Origin of the sequence: Pedobacter immunditicola (assembly GCF_037482985.1) — a bacterium.
Taxonomy (GTDB): domain Bacteria; phylum Bacteroidota; class Bacteroidia; order Sphingobacteriales; family Sphingobacteriaceae; genus Pedobacter; species Pedobacter immunditicola.
This window is the reverse complement of sequence record NZ_JBBHKC010000003.1, coordinates 490,094-509,057: the sequence shown is the minus strand read 5'-3', so window position 1 is coordinate 509,057 and position 18,964 is coordinate 490,094. Positions and strand designations below refer to the sequence as shown.

The 18,964-nt window shown below is 39.5% G+C and carries 18 protein-coding genes; 16 read left to right on the top strand and 2 right to left on the bottom strand.

The genetic code is table 11. The features are described 5' to 3' along the window. Positions 1–134: 134 nt before the first annotated feature. Positions 135–1,376, bottom strand: coding sequence for a glycosyltransferase (locus WG905_RS07335; protein ID WP_339591058.1), 1,242 nt, complete (start codon positions 1,374–1,376; stop codon positions 135–137). Between the two features lie 96 nt (positions 1,377–1,472). Here WG905_RS07335 and WG905_RS07330 point away from each other — a divergent pair, with 96 nt between their 5' ends. Next, positions 1,473–2,054, top strand: a complete 582-nt coding sequence (locus WG905_RS07330) for a MiaE family protein (RefSeq protein ID WP_339591057.1) — start codon at positions 1,473–1,475, stop codon at positions 2,052–2,054. 7 nt (positions 2,055–2,061) lie between these two features. On the opposite strand, the gene WG905_RS07325 is transcribed toward WG905_RS07330, so the two are convergent. Beyond that, the gene (locus WG905_RS07325; protein ID WP_339591056.1) at positions 2,062–2,598 is read right to left on the bottom strand and encodes a hypothetical protein; all 537 of its coding nucleotides are present in this window, start codon (positions 2,596–2,598) and stop codon (positions 2,062–2,064) included. A gap of 130 nt (positions 2,599–2,728) precedes the next feature. On the opposite strand from WG905_RS07325, the gene WG905_RS07320 reads away from it, so the two are divergent. From WG905_RS07320 to WG905_RS07250, 15 genes are all read left to right on the top strand, one after another. After that, positions 2,729–4,057, top strand: a complete 1,329-nt coding sequence (locus WG905_RS07320; RefSeq protein ID WP_339591055.1) for a Gfo/Idh/MocA family protein — start codon at positions 2,729–2,731, stop codon at positions 4,055–4,057. A gap of 326 nt (positions 4,058–4,383) precedes the next feature. Further along, on the top strand, positions 4,384–5,622 hold the full coding sequence (locus tag WG905_RS07315; RefSeq protein ID WP_339591054.1) for a sulfite exporter TauE/SafE family protein: 1,239 nt from the start codon (positions 4,384–4,386) through the stop codon (positions 5,620–5,622). Between the two features lie 95 nt (positions 5,623–5,717). Next, the gene (locus tag WG905_RS07310; protein WP_339591053.1) at positions 5,718–6,359 is read left to right on the top strand and encodes a peptidylprolyl isomerase; all 642 of its coding nucleotides are present in this window, start codon (positions 5,718–5,720) and stop codon (positions 6,357–6,359) included. Positions 6,360–6,450: 91 nt separating this feature from the next. Then, positions 6,451–7,644 (top strand): multiheme c-type cytochrome, encoded by a 1,194-nt coding sequence (locus WG905_RS07305; RefSeq protein ID WP_339591052.1) that lies wholly within the window; start codon positions 6,451–6,453, stop codon positions 7,642–7,644. Between the two features lie 17 nt (positions 7,645–7,661). Beyond that, the gene (locus tag WG905_RS07300; RefSeq protein WP_339591051.1) at positions 7,662–8,903 is read left to right on the top strand and encodes a YncE family protein; all 1,242 of its coding nucleotides are present in this window, start codon (positions 7,662–7,664) and stop codon (positions 8,901–8,903) included. A gap of 72 nt (positions 8,904–8,975) precedes the next feature. Then, on the top strand, positions 8,976–9,407 hold the full coding sequence (locus WG905_RS07295) for an Hsp20/alpha crystallin family protein (RefSeq protein ID WP_339591050.1): 432 nt from the start codon (positions 8,976–8,978) through the stop codon (positions 9,405–9,407). Positions 9,408–9,490: 83 nt separating this feature from the next. After that, positions 9,491–10,426: a ring-cleaving dioxygenase gene (locus WG905_RS07290; RefSeq protein ID WP_339591049.1), complete on the top strand. Its 936-nt coding sequence runs from the start codon at positions 9,491–9,493 to the stop codon at positions 10,424–10,426. Positions 10,427–10,487: 61 nt separating this feature from the next. After that, positions 10,488–11,867 (top strand): M16 family metallopeptidase, encoded by a 1,380-nt coding sequence (locus tag WG905_RS07285; protein WP_339591048.1) that lies wholly within the window; start codon positions 10,488–10,490, stop codon positions 11,865–11,867. A 50-nt stretch (positions 11,868–11,917) separates the two neighbouring features. After that, positions 11,918–13,210 carry a M16 family metallopeptidase gene (locus WG905_RS07280; RefSeq protein WP_339591047.1) on the top strand — a complete coding sequence of 431 codons (1,293 nt, stop codon included), beginning with the start codon at positions 11,918–11,920 and terminating at the stop codon, positions 13,208–13,210. A 126-nt stretch (positions 13,211–13,336) separates the two neighbouring features. Further along, entirely contained in the window at positions 13,337–14,257 is a 921-nt protein-coding gene (locus WG905_RS07275) for a zinc metalloprotease (protein WP_339591046.1), read from the top strand. A 10-nt stretch (positions 14,258–14,267) separates the two neighbouring features. Beyond that, on the top strand, positions 14,268–14,573 hold the full coding sequence (locus tag WG905_RS07270) for a hypothetical protein (RefSeq protein ID WP_339591045.1): 306 nt from the start codon (positions 14,268–14,270) through the stop codon (positions 14,571–14,573). Positions 14,574–14,580: 7 nt separating this feature from the next. Then, a complete protein-coding gene (locus WG905_RS07265) occupies positions 14,581–15,003 on the top strand; it encodes a hypothetical protein (RefSeq protein WP_339591044.1) in 423 nt (140 codons plus the stop codon). Then, positions 15,000–16,829 (top strand): endonuclease, encoded by a 1,830-nt coding sequence (locus WG905_RS07260; protein WP_339591043.1) that lies wholly within the window; start codon positions 15,000–15,002, stop codon positions 16,827–16,829. The genes WG905_RS07265 and WG905_RS07260 overlap by 4 nt, the downstream gene beginning before the upstream one ends. A 27-nt stretch (positions 16,830–16,856) precedes the next feature. Continuing rightward, on the top strand, positions 16,857–17,978 hold the full coding sequence (locus WG905_RS07255) for a M12 family metallopeptidase (RefSeq protein WP_339591042.1): 1,122 nt from the start codon (positions 16,857–16,859) through the stop codon (positions 17,976–17,978). Further along, entirely contained in the window at positions 17,975–18,928 is a 954-nt protein-coding gene (locus WG905_RS07250) for a hypothetical protein (RefSeq protein WP_339591041.1), read from the top strand. The genes WG905_RS07255 and WG905_RS07250 overlap by 4 nt, the downstream gene beginning before the upstream one ends. The last annotated feature ends 36 nt before the right edge of the window (positions 18,929–18,964 follow it).

Genomic DNA, 18,964 nt, shown 5'->3' with positions numbered 1-18,964 from the left:
TCTACAGGCAATTAAATTGGTAAGAGATCGTGCACATGGCTGGAATATAAATCCTTAAAAAGCCGGCATAATGGGATTCTGACATGGGGCCACAGCTTTATAAGTCAGGTTGTATGCCAGACAGCAGAATCGTTTCATTTGTCTTTGTTTTTTTCTTCAATCCACATAGACATATATTTTGTACTGTTAGCCGTGTGGTGCTGTAAAATTTGACCAATAAAATTATGGTTCCTGTGGGCTTTTAAATCTGATGCCAGCACCTGAAGCTGTGCAATAAATGATTGTCCGTCTCCTAATTTTGCATAACGTTCATTAATGATCTTTATACCATGCAGTTGAGCCTGCTGCCAAAATTGCTTATTTTGATATAACTCAACTGCCTGAGTGATAAAGACGTTTGGGTCGTCAGCTATAACCCCATTCCATTCCAAAGCACCTTTCATTGCTTCTGACCCTAAAGAGGTAGTTACGGCTGGTGTACCTACCTGCATCGCATCAATAAACTTACCTTTAACACCCGCACCAAATTGTATCGGAGCGAGCAATACTTTATGACTTGCGATCACGTCGCGGGCATTTTCAGCACGCCCATGAACATAAAATCGTTCTTTCTGGTTGTGTAATTGCATCACTTTTTGAGTTGGATAAGCACCATAAATGTGCATGCCGGCAGCAGGAAGCCTTTTTCTGAGATCGGGCCATATCACGGTCTTTAGCATTTGAAGTGTATGCCAATTCGGCTCATGTAGGTAATTGCCGATAAATACAAATCCCTCACGCTGTTCGAAAGTTCTCCAGTCTAAAACTCTTTCTTCCGTCAACGGATGCTCCAAAAATGGCAAATAATAGATCAACGTAGAATCGACATGATATTTTTCCTGAAGAAGATTGATCTCAACTTCTGAGATGATCAGTGATAAATCACAACGTAAAATCGAGGCAATCTCCCGTTTAGCCATTGTAGAATATAGATCCATTTCAGCTAATGAGCCCCCTGTTTTGATGGCCAGTTGCCTGGCATGACGTAAACAATGAAGATCCTCCGTATCTAGTATTTTCATCGCATCCGGACATTCCTGGCTTACTCTCCAGCCAAATTGTTCCTCAACCATATAACGATCAAAAAGCACGACGTTTGGATAAATATCCTTCAAAAAAAGGTTGAAACTATAGTCGTTAAGTTTAATTTCCTTTTCCTCAACCCCTAGCTCATCCAGGTTATGGCTGAACTCACTTTTTGATGCAGCAGAGGCAAAAATTACTTCGTATCCCTGAGAAAGAAATAAATTAATCAACTGAATCATTCGTGTGCCTGCCGCCGAAGATTTTGGCTCCGGCCATACAAATCCAATGATTAAAATTCTTTTCACGTCCATTCCTCTTAAATTTATGCAAATTAGCGGTTTTTAAAGCACAATTTTGAATCACTTGGATTATTCCTAATTTTGCAGAACGAACTTAATGTTAACCTTATGCTTGGATTAAAACTATTGACAGACCCGCGGTGGGCAAATATTGCTGAATCAAATTTAGAAGAGATCTTGACGGATCACGCCTGGTGTGAACAAAAAGCAGCAACGAATGCCATCACGCTGATCGCAAATAATTCTGAGCACATGGATCTGGTTGAAGAATTGACCGCTATTGCCATTGAGGAGATGCAGCACTTCCAAATGGTCGTTGATATCATCAAAAAAAGGGGATACACACTAGGGCGTGAGCGTAAGGATGATTATGTAGGGCGATTAGTGAAATTTAGCCGTAAAGATGGAAGCAGAAACTCAGCCTTTATAGATCGCCTGTTATTTGCTGCAATGATTGAAGCAAGAAGCTGTGAGCGTTTCCGTGTACTGTATCAAAATATCAAGGATCAGGAATTGGCAAAATTCTATTATGACCTCATGGTATCTGAAGCGAATCATTATACGACCTTTTTAAATTTCGCCAGAAAATACACCATAGATGTGGATGTAGATAAAAGATGGGAGGAATGGCTTGATTTTGAAGGAGAGCTTATTCAAAGCTTTGGTAATAAGGAAGCTATACACGGATAAAAAAATATTATTTTCCATATTCAGGCACGATAAGGACTGGTAGACGCACTCTTTTCAAAATGGTCTGAAACTCATTACCCAAAAGATCGTCTTCGTCATGATCAAAACAGCCACCTTTTACAATCATCATCACACTCTCTTTTTTTAATACATTAAAAATATTATCCGCTAATTCACCTTCTTCGCTCAGATAGAAAATATCAGGATTAAAAGAAAGCTGATTGGAACTTAATATCCCTTGTAATCTTTTGACTTCTTTTTCGAGATACTCATAACTGTTTTTTATAATGTAGGTGGTATTTGTATCTCCCGGTAGGGGTTCAAATGGCGAAGACTGCGATAAAAATGAATTGTATAAAAGGATATTAGCTTTCAACTCTTGCGCCAGGGTCAAAGCATATTCTGCTGCAATTTTTGCACTCTTATCCAGTTCGGTTAAAACCATGATGGTATTTATGGCTGAGTGTTTTTCATACGTATCCATGATAATTTTATAACATCCTAAAGCCCGCTTAGGTTTTATATATTCCAATACTTTAGTCATTAATATATACTGTTTTTGAATGGTGATGATGTTATCGTCAGCTTATATTAAAGTTAGGGTGGATCTAGAGTGGTTCTTTATTCTTTTATTTTGTAATTTACATGAAGTATGAACCTGTAAAGTAAACCAGATGTTAAACCGTAGAAATTTCATTCGTAATAGCGCCGGGACCCTGGGCAGCGCCATATTACTCTCCGCACTGGACAACCCCGTGTATGCCATTTATGAACAGACTTTTGGTGCCAATGACCAGATCAATATTGGTGTAATTGGCATTAATGGGATGGGATGGGAAAACTTAAAAGCTGCATTGAGGGTGCCTGGGGTTAATTTAGTGGCTTTATGTGACTCAGATAAAAATGTGCTTGATAAGCGAATGTCGGAACTTAAAGCCTTAAAGGTTGATGCTGCAAAAGTTAAAGCTTATAAAGATTATCGTTCCTTATTAGATAGAAAGGATATTGATGCGGTGATTATAGGTACACCTGATCATTGGCATGCTTTAATGATGATCCATTCTTGTGAGGCTGGAAAAGATGTATATGTAGAAAAACCTGTTGGGAATTCAATTATGGAATGCCGTAAAATGGTTGATGCGCAGGTAAAATATAATAAAGTAGTACAAGCAGGACAATGGCAACGCAGTCAGCAGCATTTTAAAGATGCCGTCGATTTTGTAAAAACAGGACAGCTTGGGAATATCAGAACAGTTAAAGTGTGGTGTTATCAGGGTTGGATGAAACCCGGTCCTGTGGTTCCGGATACTTTACCTCCGGCGGGCGTAGATTACGACTTATGGTTAGGTCCTGCTAAAAAACGGCCCTTCAATTCCAGCAGATATCATTTCAATTTCAGGTGGTTTTGGGATTATGCCGGTGGATTGATGACTGACTGGGGAGTACATTTATTGGATTATGGGCTCCTGGGTATGGGGTCACCAATTCCAAAAACTATTTCCGCATTGGGGGGGCGCTTTGCTTATCCTGATTTATATGAGGAAACACCAGATACGCTGACGACACTATATGAATTTGATAAATTCAACATGGTCTGGGATTCGGCCATGGGGATTGACAATGGGTCATATAATAGAAATCATGGAATTGCTTACATTGGGAACAACGGAACCTTAATTCTGGATCGGGGCGGCTGGGAAGTTATTGAAGAAAAGCAAAGTGGTAATAAGGTCAGCAAGCCTTTGGTGAAATCGGCAGATAATGGACTTAACAATCACATGATCAACTTCTTTCAATGCATCAGGTCAAGAAAAAAAGAGGAATTGAACTGTTCCATCCAGGCTGGTGCACATGTTGCTACGGTAGCCCAAATGGGAAATATTGCCTACCGTAGCGGTGAAAAATTAACATGGGATGCAGATACTCATCTGTTTACTAATCAAAAAATCAATGACCAATTTTTAATGGCCCCTTACCATAATGGTTACGACTTACCCAAATAATAATAACTCAAATTGGATGTGATAAGAACGTTTAGTAGACCATAATTTCAATCCTAAAACAGGCAGTTAAAAATATAACTGCCTGTTTTTTTTTATAAGGACATCGGCGAAAGACAGGTGGAGTAATCAGTAATTATTTGGTTATTAAGTTCTTATGGTTAATAATAAAAACCTATTGTTTAATAAAATAGAATTATATCTTGTATTAAAATGCGATTCAATATTATATTTTATGATACAAAACATTTAAAAAAACACTTTAAATTCTATTGATTTAGTAGATTTAATTATATCTTTACCCGAATAGTGTAAAAGCAGCAATACAAATGGCTCAAATAAAGTATCAAAATACCCTTGAGGAGAAAGTCTTAGAGAAAGAAAGCTACCGAGTTTTACTGGTAGGAGAGAGCGTGGAGATTGCCGATGCTTTAGCGATATTAGAACAACGCAATAAGGATATTGATACAGAAGTACTGAAAGAAGATGGAACTTTCAAAAGTAATGATCTGCCTTATTCACCAGAATTAATTGCTGCACATGATTTAATTATACTAAAAGATACAGCTAGCGGACTAACTCCAAAAATTAAGCATATAGCCTCAGAATATGACGTTCTCATTTCACTGATTCCGGAGAAAAAGGTGAAAACAGTAGTGGCTAAGGGACAAAGCGCACGTGATGAGAAATACTGGAAGAAATTTGCAGCAAGGTGTTTGTTTGCATTGGCTTTCTTTTTAATTGGGCATGCTATATCTACCTATTATCCCTTAGATAGTCTCTTTACGGATTTCTGGACGTATACGAGTCAGATAGAACTAGATGCACTTTTTGGATGGATGGTGTTGGCGGGTTTCGTAGCGCAACTGGTAGACGGGGCTTTGGGAATGGGTTATGGCGTTATTTCCACTACTGTGTTGCTTTCCACCGGTCTAAATCCGGCGGCGATAAGTGGAAGTATCCATACCGCAGAGATGTTTTCAAGTGGTGCATCAGGCTTTAGCCATTATAAATTCGGAAATATTAACAAGAAGTTATTCAAAACCCTGTTACTTCCTGGGGTGTTGGGTGCAGTGATTGGTGCCGTATTATTGGTGTACCTCGGTGAAGAATATGGTGCCTATTTGCGCCCCGTGTTGTCAGTGTATACCCTTTTATTGGGTGCCCGTATACTCTATAGTGCCTTCAAAAAAAGAAATGAAAACAGAAAAGTGAAAAATGCTGGCTGGCTGGCCGGCGCTGGTGGATTTCTTGATTCTTTTGGCGGTGGTGGATGGGGACCATTGGTGACCAGTACTTTAATTGCTAAAGGTAAAACACCAAGGTATATTATCGGTACAGTTAGTTTAACAGAGTTTTTTGTGACTTTTGGAAGTGCGCTTACGTTTTTCATTCTTTTAGGCACAAGTCACATGCAAACCATAGCCGGTTTAATTGTTGGTGGATTGGTAGCGGCACCAATCGCGGCCAGACTAGCAGGCAGGCTAAACACTAAAACTATTCTCATCTCCGTAGGCGTGCTGGTCATCATTTCGAGTATCAGGACTATTTATAAAACGATATTTTAATCTGTTGTGAAGCAAAAGGAATCATGCAAATAAAATCCGACTGAATATGCCCAGTCAAATGTATATTTGATTCTTACAGCAACAATCAATATCCTATGAAGGCGCCTGGACTCACGTTTCTATTATACTTCACCTTTTTAGCAACCTACGCTCAGCCTGCTTTTGTTCGGCTAAAAACAACAAAAGGAGATATTATTTTGCGCTTATACGATGAAACCCCGAAACACAGGGATGCCTTTTTAAAAAGCATTAACCAGGGGTTATTTAACAGGGCAGCCTTTAACCGGGTAATCAAAGGATTTGTTAGCCAGGGCGGCGAGCTGGATGAAACCATCCTGAATAGAGAAAAAATAAATCCTGAGGCTCCCTTAAAACGTACTGAAGCTGAGCTTATTCCATCCCTATACCATAAGAAGGGAGCACTGGGCGCTGGCAGAAACGACAATCCTGAAAAGAGTTCTTACCTCACACAAATTTACCTGGTATCGGGTAAAAAAATTACTGATGACCAATTGAATTTATTGGAGCAAAAGAAGGGCAAGAAGTTCTCTGTACAGCAACGTGAGGTTTATAAAACTATTGGCGGCACGCCGCATCTTGATGGCGATTATACTGTATTTGGAGAAGTAGTAAAAGGGATGGATGTAGCTGAGGCCATCAATGCAGCAGCTACCGATGAAAATGATCTTCCTTTAGTACCTGTTCATTTTACACCCGAGATTCTTTCTCTCCTATAGATTTCATACTTGTATATTAATTAAGTTTCCAGTAAATTTATAAATAGTTCCATTTTAATACCTAACCAAATTATAGTTAACCAAATTATTCATGGGCCAAAGGCGCTTTGTACTATTGACTTTTATACTGGCCACAATCGTGATTGTAATTGTGCAATGTACCCAGATCTCGGAAAAAGCGGATAGCAGGGGGCCAGCTTATGCTGGTAGTACAACTTGTAAAAGTTGTCACCAGGGGATAAACGATTCATACGTCCATAATGCGCACTTTAAAACTTCTAAATTTTTATCCGGCAGTAGTGCAACAGACAGTTTAAATATACCGGAAGGGGAGTTTGTTTTTAATGAGAAAACCAGGGTGGGTATTGAAAAACGCGATGGCGGCTTGTTTCAAGTTGCATACCTCAGTGGGTCAGAGGTCAAGGCCGAACGAACGGATTTTGTATTTGGTGCAGGTTTAAGCGCTTATACATTTGCCTATTGGTATGGAAATAAACTGATGCAGATGCCTTTAAATTATTTAACCAAAGAACACCAATGGGTTAATAGTCCGGGTTTTCCTGAAGAACAGATTTATTTCGGCAGGCCCATTATTGCACGCTGTTTAGAATGTCACAGCTCGTATGTGGATAAGAAAATAGTTCAGACAAATGATTTAAACATAGAAGAAGAGTTTGTTAAAGGATCTTTAATTGCGGGAATTGATTGTGAACGCTGCCATGGGCCGGCGGCAAAACATGTAGAATTTCACCAGGAAAACCCGGAAGTTAAAAAAGCGCAAGCGATGGTGAGTTACAAATCTCTGCCTTTAGCCAGAAGAATTGATATGTGTGGTGTTTGTCACTCCGGTGCGGAACTGCAAACACTTACTTCTACATTTGCTTTTAAACCCGGTGACACTTTAAAAAGCCTGCCTCAATATAGTGCGTTCACTGGAAAAGAACCTGATGTACATGGTAACCAAAAACAATTACTAGAAGCCAGTGCTTGTTTTAAAATAGGAAAAGCAGAATGCGTATCTTGTCATGATGTGCATAGCACAAAAAAAGCTGACGCCGGTATATACGCTCAGCAATGTATGAGTTGTCATCAGGACTTAAAACATGATCCCATTGAAAACATGGATATGGCTCTTTTAGCTAAAAACTGTATTGATTGCCATATGCCAGTGAAAGAGTCACACGCTATTGGTTTCCAGGTAAGTAACAGCATCGACAAAATCCCCTATAAGGTCAGAACTCACCGTATTGCGGTTTATGAAGAGGTATTAAAAGGTCAAAAATAATCGTAGAATGAGACAACATGAAAACGTGTTTAGTGCTTGTTTTTCTATCGCTAATATACAGGCTTTGCTGGAACGGAGATATCATAGTCACCACTAAACGCTATCACTCCGGGAAGTTTCAGCATCACATTCAGCAGGATACAGCTGCAATGGTGTCCGTTAAACCCTATTCCTGGTTAACGTTTACTCAAACTACAGACTTGCCTGCATCATGGGGGGTTAAATCTGTATTGTTTAATCGTACAGGTACAAAATTATATGCGCTTAACCTCGAGGGGATGAGTATTTATGAATATGGCAGGGAGGATAAAAAATTACTGCGGATCATTAGTTTCCGACCGACCAAGGCTAGCGGTTGGGATTACGTCTTAAATAAGCCCATACTTGCCTCTTTCGCTGAAAAGCCTGTTGAAGCCTGTTTTAGCCATCACGATAAGATTTTATGGGTGTCTTTACACAACGCGGGGGGCATTGTTCCTCTCTTATTAGATTCGTCGTTACAGGAAGGGGCAAGGGATTCAATGCCCCATTCAAAAGCTGTCTATATAGAAGACCTCAAAACTCATAAAGTTGACACACATTTTACTGCCTTAATTAAGACTGGTTTGATGCCCAAGGTAATCGCAAAAACCAATGATGATAAAACATTGTTGGTGAGTAACTGGGGCTCCAAATCCCTTAGCGTTCTGAAAATAAACGACACACTTTCTCCCTATGGAAAGAGATTTTCCACCATCAAATTGCCTGAAGTCCCCCGGGGTATTGCAATAGATGAACAGAAGAACAAGTCATTTATAGCGATTTACGGTAGCAACAAAATTTCCGTTATAAAAAACAAGAACTGGAAGATCGAAAAAAATTTACAGGTTTTATCAAATCCAAGACACCTCTTATTAGACACATCCGGACGCTTATTGGTGTCTTTTAATGCCCTTTCGCAAATCGCCTGCATTCAGCCGGCTACAGGTAAACTTTTATTTAAAGCAGCAACTCATGGACAGCCCCGTACCATTGCTCTATCAAAAAATCAGAAATTCTTATTTGTAACTTGCTATGAAGGGAATACCCTTGACATTTTTAAAATCAACCGGAACAGTTTCAGGAGGATATATTCCATAAAGTGCAAAGGTAAGCCAGTTGGGGTAAGCTTGTATGAAGATCAGGAAATACTGGAGGCCTGGGTTTGCAATTACATGACCGGAAATTTAAAAGTGTTGCAATTTAGAAAAGAGGAGATGGTTGATAAAGTTAAAAAATGACAAACAAGTTAATTTCCTGATTGTCTATATTTTAGATAAATATCAACTTATCAAAAAAGGGAGGATTGCCTTATGAATTTAATGAAGTATGATACCAGAAATGCATTGAGCCCAGGGCTTAATGATATTTTCGAATCACTTTTCAACGATGCTTTTATTTCCGACCGGATGATTTCCCGTGTTCCTGCAGTAAATATTTCTGAAACTGAGCAAGGTTATGATATTGAACTCGCTGCTCCAGGTTTAAAGAAAGAGGATTTCAAGATCAGTTTGGATAAAAATGTGTTGAATATTTCTGCAGAAAAGAAAGCTGAAGAAACTGAGCAAAACAAAAAGTATAACCGTAGAGAATACAGCTATACTTCCTTTACCCGGGCATTTACATTGCCTGAGACAATTGATGAAAATAATATTGAAGCATCTTATCATGATGGCGTATTAGCCATTAGAGTGGCAAGGAAAGAACCAGCCCAGATGGAAACCAGAGAAATCAACATTAATTAACAGCATATTGCTTAGTAGTAGCCTTATCAGATGCTGGTAAGGCTACTTTTATTACGAAGAAAAAGCTTAAAAAAAACAGTATCATGGAAGAACGTATATCAGGTCTGCATCACATTACTGCTATTGCCGGTGAAGCCAAACGTAATCATCATTTTTATACGCATGTCTTAGGTTTGAGGTTAGTGAAAAAGACAGTAAACTTCGATGACCCCTATACTTACCATTTTTATTACGGGAACCAGTTGGGTACGCCGGGCACGATCTTAACTTTCTTTCCTTGGGAAGGCATGCAGGCTGGCAGACGCGGTACGCGGCAGGTTACAGAGATCGGTTATTCTGTGCCGGCAAATAGCTTTGATTTCTGGATTCAGCGTTTTCAGAAATATAAGGTGAATTATCAAGACGTAACGGAAAAATTTGGTGAACAGCTTCTTCCTTTCTTTGATCCTGATGGGTTAAAACTGGAACTTATAGCTTCACATGATACTGACAACCGACTACCCTGGGAAACTGCGGAGGTTAGCAGCAAACATGCCACCAAAGGATTTAATAACGTTACCATTTCTACCAATAAATTACAGCCCACAGCAGATTTATTGACCAATATCTTTGGCTATAAGTTGTTGGATAGCTATATCAACCGGTATCGCTTTGTAACTGACGCAGTGGACACCGCTCATATCATTGATCTGGTAGAGCAACCTGGTGGTACTGCAGGCCATATTGCATGCGGATCTGTACATCATGTGGCCTTTCGGGTCAGGGACGAAGAGGTTTTAATGGCTTTCAGACAAATAATTGTCAATGCGGGCTTAAATATAACCGAAAAGATAGATCGCAATTACTTTTACTCCTTATACTTCCGGGAACCAGGCGGCGTATTATTTGAATTGGCAACAGATAATCCTGGATTTTCAATAGATGAACGAGTGGAGGAACTGGGTTCGGCCTTAAAATTACCTTCTCAATATGAAAACAGCCGGAATGAAATTATCCAGCATTTACCAGTTTTAGAATAATGTATCCGCTTATTCCTTCGTCCTTCAATTAATTATTCCTGATATCACTAATACCACTGTTATGAAACATTTTATATCATTTGGTTTGAGTTGTTTATTCCTTTTTCTAGGAATAACCTATCGGGTTGAGGCTCAGCCACGCTTGCCGGAGAGCTATTTCTGGGAAAAATTAGCCAATGGACTTGAAGTGGTTGTCATTGAAAATAGCAAAGTTCCTTTGGTGACTATTGAGATTGCTGTAAAGAATGGCGCTTATACAGAAGGGCCTGAATATAGTGGCTTGTCACACCTTTTCGAGCACATGTTCTTTAAAGCTAATAAAGAATATCCAGACCATGAAAAGTTCAAAAAACGAACTCAGGAATTGGGTGCTTATATCAATGGAACAACAGGTGTTGAACGTGTTAATTATTATTTCACCTTACACAGGGATAGCCTGTCTGGAGGTTTGAAATTCATGAATTCAGCAATCCGTTACCCTATATATAGAACAGAGGATATGAAATATGAGCGGCCTGTGGTGGATGGCGAGTTTCAGCGGGCTGAAAGTGATCCCTCTTTTGTTATTTGGTACGAATCTCAGAAATTACTATGGGGTGATTTATTTATCCGTAAAAATCCAATTGGGGACCACGACATCATCAATACGGCTACACCGGAAAAAATGAAGATTATTAAGGATAAATATTATCATCCTAACAATAGCTTACTGATCATTTGCGGTGATGTTAAACATGGGGAATCTTTTAAAATTGCTGAAGAAATATTTGGCGATTGGGAACATAGCGGGTTTAATCCGCATGAAAAATTTCCAGTTCCTCCTTTCAAACCGCTGGTTAAAAATGAATCTTTTATTAAAGAAACGTCTATAGCACAAACACCCTTTATTAAAATTTCATGGCAGGGGCCAGGCTATCAAACTGATTCAGCAGGTACCATTGCCGCGGATGTATTTTCTGCCATTCTTGATTTAAACGCTTCCGAATTTAAGCAATCACTTATCGACAATGGATTAGCAACTGCCGCATCAATCTTTTATGGCACAACTTACTTTCCTGGTTGGATAGAAATTAATGTCATGCCCAATCCAAACAAACTTAAAGAATGCCATGAAATGCTTCAACAGCAGATTAGACGTTTTACCACACCTGATTATTATTCCGATGCCCAACTTGCCAATGCCAAAGCGGTGTTACTGCGCAATGAAATCCGTAATTTAGAAAGGCCATCTTCTCTAGCGAGTAACCTGAGTTATTTTTGGTGCAGTACTTCTTACGAATATGGAACAGACCTCATCAGTAACTATCAGAAGGTAACCCGTGCTGATATTCAAAACTACCTTCAAAAATATATTTTAAATAAGCCCCGGGTTTCGGGTATTATCCTTAATCAGGAGATCAACAAGCAGGTTAATGTAAAGACATTTTTCGCCACTAAATAAAAAAATGATCAAAGGCGAATTCGTAGAAATAGTTATAAAACGATAATACGATGAAAACTTATTTCTTAATAATTGCAATTGCGACCACGGTTACCTTTGCAAAAGCGAACAACCAACCTTATGAAATGATTATTGAGGGCGTTAAAGTGGTTGTTCAGCCTGCGGGCAATGATATCGTGGAAATCCGCACGATAATAAAAGGTGGCGTCCAGAATTACCCTGAAAATAAAGCAGGAATAGAGTCGCTCGCGATGATGGCACTGACAGAATGTGGCACAGAATTAAGGGATAAAAATGATTTTAAGAATAAACTTGATGCAGTTGGTGCCATTGTAACTGGTGTAGCAGGGAAGGACTATGCGACCTTCAGAATGAACTGCATCAAAATGGACTTTGAAACAGTATGGCCCTTATATGTGGAAGCGCTCCTGCAGCCTAAATTTGATTTAAAGGAGTTCGGTAGGATCAAGCAGGATGCGATTAATAACTTGAATGCCAGGGAGTCAGAGCCCGATGCCTCAATTGATAAATTTGCTGAGAAAATTGCGTTTGCGGGCCAGGATTACGCAAAAGATCCGGATGGCTCCGCCACTAACCTTCATAGTTTAACTGCTGTTGAAACAAATGACTACTATGATTCCGTTTTAACAAAATCAAGGCTGCTGATGGTAGTTGTTGCAGATCTTGATAAAGAATCGCTGGCCTCGAAATTAAAGACCTTGCTCGCAGGAGTAAAGCCTGGAAAGCCGTTTCTTTTAAGGAAATCATCATTCAGCTCTACAAAGAACCGTTTCACTGCTGCCCCAAAAGCACTGGCCACAAATTATATTGAGGGCATTACAGGCGGACCAGCGCCTGGCAGCAAAGACTTTAATGCCTTCAATGTGGCTATGCGGATATTAAGTGACCGTCATTTCCTTGAAGTCCGTGAAAAAAACGGACTTTCCTATGCGCCACAATCCTGGTTTAGTGGTAGTGCAACTTCATCTTCCAGAATAGCGGTTTCGACAACTGAACCCAATAAATACATAACGGTATTTTATAGTATGTTGTCGAAGATCAAAAAAGATGGCTTCAAAGATGAGGAAGTGAAGAACATGAAAACGACTTACCTGACTGCATTCTACCGTAGCCAGGAGACCAATGCTGCCCAGGCGGCAACGCTTGCAGCTAGTGAGGTGCTGCATAACAACTGGCGCCGTACACTTACGCTACTGGAAGATATTGGGAAATTGACCACTCCTGAAATTAATAAAGTATTTAACACTTATATAGGAAATTTTTCTTGGGTCTATCATGGGAATCTTAACCAAGTAAATACGACTCTTTATACAGGAATTTGAATTAATCACAATTAAAGCCTCATCTTAATTATTTATATTAGCTATTAAACCTATAAAAATTTTAGTAAATTTAGTATCAAATCAAGAATTCCCATACGTCAGAAATTTACTTTAAATTATTATGTTATGGCAGAACAGATTAAAATCAGGCATTGTGCTACAATGGAAGTTTTTAACCGGCAGGCAGAAATCTTCCCAGAATACAGAAGGGCACAGGCTTCCATTGAAACCGACATCAATCTTCTTCTTGAAAAAAGTAAGTCTTTCAGGCTAAATAAGCCAGCCGTGATACAAGTTGTAGTTCATGTAATTTATAATTCAGAGGCCGAAAATATTTCGGATGAGCAGATTTTAAGTCAAATTGAAGTTTTAAATAAAGATTTCCGGGCCCGGAACAAGGATAAAAACAAAGTGCCTGAAGTATGGCAAGACCTTGTAGCAGATGCTTTTATAGAATTTAATCTCGCTAAAAATGACCCCGAAAATAAAAAAGCGAATGGCATAACACGAACTGAGACTGCAATAACATCTTTTGGAACAGACAATGCGGTAAAAGATTCCGCACAAGGGGGGAAATCCCCATGGCCCACAGACTCTTATTTAAATATCTGGGTTTGCAGCCTGGGGGAATCTATCCTTGGTTATGCACAGTTCCCTGGTGGGCCTCCAGAGACAGATGGCGTTGTTGTTGATTACCGTGCGTTTGGTACGGTAGGCACCGCTACTGCTCCCTTTAATTCAGGCAGGACAGCAACACATGAGATAGGACATTATTTAAACCTTTCTCACATATTTGGTGACGGCAGAGCGAACAGTTGTTCAGACTCCGATTACGTGGAAGATACCCCAAATCAGCTGGGGCCTAATTATCAAAGCCCTACTTTTCCTTCTATCTCTTGCGACAATGGTCCTCATGGTGATATGTTCATGAATTATATGGACTATGTAGACGATAATGCCATGTTTATGTTCACTGATGGGCAGGCAGCGCGGATGAATGCAACAATGCATGGACCGAGGGCTTCCTTGTTTAATGCTCAAGGTTAAATACAGAAATATGGCGCTAGAGCTTAAATACCTTAACCGAAAATGGACACATTCCTTTGAGGAAGATACCGAGAATGAAATGGTGTATCGTCCCGAAGGCTTTGCTTTAGGTAAGGCCCGCGGAAGGACACAGCTGGAATTCAAAGAGAATGGAAAGGTGATAGATACGCAGGTTGGCAGGGATGATGTTCCGGATGCGGTTATTGGCACCTGGAAACTGGAGGGTGATCATTTAATTATTGACCTGAGCGATGGAAGTAGACAGGCTTATCCAGTTAAAGAAGTAACACCAGAAAAGTTGGTATTGAAAAAATAATAGGCGGATGAAAAACTTCAATTACATATGGTTAATATTTCCGGTTAGCATTTTAGTCGCAGGATTTATGGTGCTACAGGTAAACCTTAATCGGGAAAGACTAAATCAAAGGACTAACAAAGGCCAGGTTGCTGCCAATACCGCCAGACAAGGACCAATTATAACAACTGAAAAGGCATTGCCTTATTTCCTGCTTTCTTCGGCTTTTATTCTCCTGATCCTTGTTTTGCCTCGTTTGCAAGAACTCAGCATCTCAGAAAGGTCTCTTGTATTGAAATTAGTGAGCGAGGTTAAAGAAGATATTGATCAACTGGAGGAGGATGTTCCACTGGAACAGGAAAAATTTAAATCCGTTCGGACTAATGATAAACTCATAAGGATTAAGGAAAAAACGGCACTTATTGAGCAGTTACTAAAAAAAGGTAAATGAATAGCAGTATGAAAGTATTTGAGAAGTTCATTGAGCAAATTGAAAAAACGAAGCAACGGCATCAGCTTTATCCTGGAGACGATTCTGTAGCTGTTAAATCCGTTATAAATCCTAAACAAGTAAACAAATATTTAAGGGAACATAATCTAAACATCACAGAATTAATCAATAACCGGCTGTTAAGGGAGCGGGTTATTAAAGGTGATGACACTTTAGATGTTAATTACCTGGAAAGGGGTGTAATTGCTTCAAGATCAGTGTGTCGTATCAATATTAATTCTGCAGAGGGAGAGGAGGGCTTTGGAACAGGTTTTCTCATTGCTCCTCAAATATTAATTACCAATCACCATGTTTTGCCTAATTCAGGTTATGCGGAAAAGTCATTCGCTGAGTTCAATTTTGAAAGAAGCATAGACGGTCTACCTTTACCCTTAAAAGTTTTCCGCTTAAACCCTGCTAAATTATTTTACACCAACGAAGAACTCGATTATAGCATTATCTGGGTGGAAGATCGTTCTGCTGATGGCTTAAATTTCTTGATAGAAAATAGCTACCTGAAATTAAACCCTAGTCTTGGTAAAACCAAGGAGGGGAACTATGTCTCTATTATCCAGCACCCTGATGGTAAAATGAAAAAAGTGGCTTTACGCCAAAATGAAGTAACCAATCTTTCCATGCCTAAATTTATCAGGTATGTTACCGATACCAAAAGTGGCTCCTCGGGAGCGCCTGTATTTAATGATAAATGGGAAGTGGTAGCCCTTCATCATGCTGGGATACCATATTATAATAAAGATGGAAAGATTTTAAATTTGGCAGGTGAAATTTGGGACAGGTCACAGGGTGAGGTTCAGGTACATTGGATAGAGAATGAAGGAGTTAGGGTGAGTAGCATTGTGTATGACATCACTACGGTTGCGGTGAGAAGCTTTCCATTTTTACGCGATTTTTTTGAACCACTGACTGATATTGAAGAGATCAGGAAATCAATGGGGATCAAAGCTGATGAGTTGCAGATTGAAAGTTATTATCCTGAAAAACACGATAATGATAGCAAAGGCAGGTACTATCTAAATATCAAAGATATGACGCGGGTAACTTTTAATGAACTTCACGCCTTGCTTGAGGGAACTCATACGACCTATCATAACTATAACCCATCAAAATATGTTTATCATCAAGTGGATCTGCATCCCGACGGGCTGTTGAGAAGTATATATTCCAATAAACTATTTACCACAGAGGAATTGATCCTGGCAGATAAAAAAGTAGATATTGAGCGCCAGCTGAAATTTATAGAACTGGAAAAAAGTGTGGACTCGATTGGCCGTGCGGCATTTGATGAGAATGTCGAGAAGCTGGAAGCTGATTTTCCTTATAATTGCGAACATGTGGTTTGTCAATCGTGGTTTAAAAAACAAGAACCCATGCGCGGTGATTTGCATCATTTGTTTGCCTGTGAGTCCAATTGCAATACGTTTAGAAATGATTATCCTTATGTTGATTTCCCTGATTATAATCCAAAACCTTCGTCAGGGGATGATAAGGTCATACCCGCTTGTGGAAATATAGAAGATGGTATGTTTGAACCTGAAAATAACAAGGGAATAGTAGCCAGAGCAGTGCTTTATTTCCTGCTCCGTTACCCGGGGGTGATCAAAGTATATCAGAATAAGGACATAGAGACGCTGAAAAACTGGGCCTTGGGACAACCGGTAACCTTGTATGAAAAACACCGTAATTATCAAATATTTCAGATGCAAGGTAACAGAAATCCCTTTATAGACTTTCCTGACCTCGTTAGAACCTTGATTTTTAATCTTTGAGAAGCTTCGTCACCTAAATATATGCTCATGAAACAAATACCGATCATGGAGGGCTATCCAGATGATGTCATCAAAAGGATGAAAGCAAGAGCTTTTAAGAGAGCAAAGGAATATCCTGAACAGCTAAATGGGCAGCCAACTGAACTTGTATTTGAAGATTTGCTGCTGTGGGACATTAATCCTATCACTGTAAGCTTTAAGGGCGGTGATTCTGACTTACATCAGAAGATAGCTGAAGCCGCTTCAACATGGAGCAAACATGCCAACATTGAATTTGATTTTGGATACGAACCATCAACCCAGTCCTACAGGGAATGGGTTCCTGACGATGTTTCACACCTGCGTGTTGGATTTGAACATCCAGGTTATTGGTCTTTTGTGGGGCAGGATAGTCTTGATCCGCAAATAAGTCTTCCTGGGGAAATCACATTAAATTTGGAAGGCTTTGATGTACGACTCCCATCAAATTATAAAGGCATTGTGCTGCATGAATTTGGCCATGCTTTAGGATTTCATCATGAACATCAATCACCTGTGGCTGCATGTGATTTTGACTGGGAAACGGTGTACAGTTATCTTGCAGGCCCCCCTAATTACTGGTCTAAAGAAAAGGTTGATTTCAATCTGCGGGAAATGCCGGCAGGCGGGCTGACTTACTCTCCCCATGATAAACACTCCATCATGCACTATTCTTTTCCTGATTGGATGTTTTTAAGTGGTGAATTCTCTGCTTGTTATACAGAAGAAAATGATGATTTGTCTGCAGAGGATATCAGGATGGCAGCTGATGCTTATCCTTTCGAAAAAGAAAAAGTAATAGGGACAAGGAAAAGAAGGGTATTACAGTTTGAATTATCGCAGAAACATTTAAGACAGTCAGCATTTTTTAAAGAAAAGACCGATATAAAGGAACAGGTCAAGAGGAGCATTCTTATTGCATCAGGACAGGCTGATGGAGAGCCCCATTACCTCACTGAAGACATGGAGATCGGAAATTTATTACCTACTAATTCTGCTTACCAGTTCCTGGCTGATTCACTGGATGAGCTGGTAAAGGAATACAATGAAGATAATGAAATCAAACTTGCCGAAATAGAAGACTGTACTACCGTTGGAGATTGTATTGAACTTGTAAAAAGTAAAATATGAAGGTAAATATTCATATTGCTGACCATCAGCTGCTATTGCTGTTTATAATCATCATCTTTCCTTGTGCGGCAATGGCGCAGAAAGATTCTTTAGGAAAGCAGCCCTTCTTATATTCCTTATTCGAGAACCTGGAGTTAAAGCAATCTTTTGGATCCGCTGCGACAAGAAAAGAGCCTGTGAGGCTCCAATTTACCTTACCCGAAAATCACGAAGATTCTTACCTGATCGACGGTGCCATTGGCCTGTCTTTTTTTGATGTCCCACTAACAGAAGCCTTGGATATGACAGGCAAATTTATAGGAGAGTACCATCGGAATACCATGATAACGGAGGAGCAATTCACCTGGCAGGCAGGATTTTCAACTTCCATACGAACCAGGATTTTTAGCAATAAAGCGAACACTACCTTTACACAATTAATTTTCACCCCTACACTTAAATATTCAAGAAACGTAATGGACACCCTTAATTCATTTGTATTGATGATGGATGCCATTCCTTTCAGATCCTCGGCTACAGGAATAAATTTAAATACGTATACCATACGGGGCAACAGAAAATTGATTAACCTGCTTTCTATTGTTCCTGCGTTTGAGTTACAGCATAATTATTCAGCACAAGAAGAGGCTGATAATGGTACTATCTTTAGGCCAATGGTTAAGTTTCAATATAGCATAGGAGGGAATAAATACCGTTTTCCTGTTACCAGAATGGTAGAGCCTATAAAAACCTGGGAAGCATCTGTTGACTATGTACTTCGTTATGCGATCATAAATTCGACAGTCAACAGGGAAAAGTATACCAACTTACTGACCACTGGTATTGATTACTATTTCTTAACATTACCTGTAAGTGTGGCATTTGGTATTTCTTACAACAGTGGTTCTGATCCTCTGCAAGGTTTAAAAAAGCAGCAATATTGGTTAGCTACCTTAAGTATTCAAAAATAAAATAGCATTAAAATCAACATACGATGATGATTAATA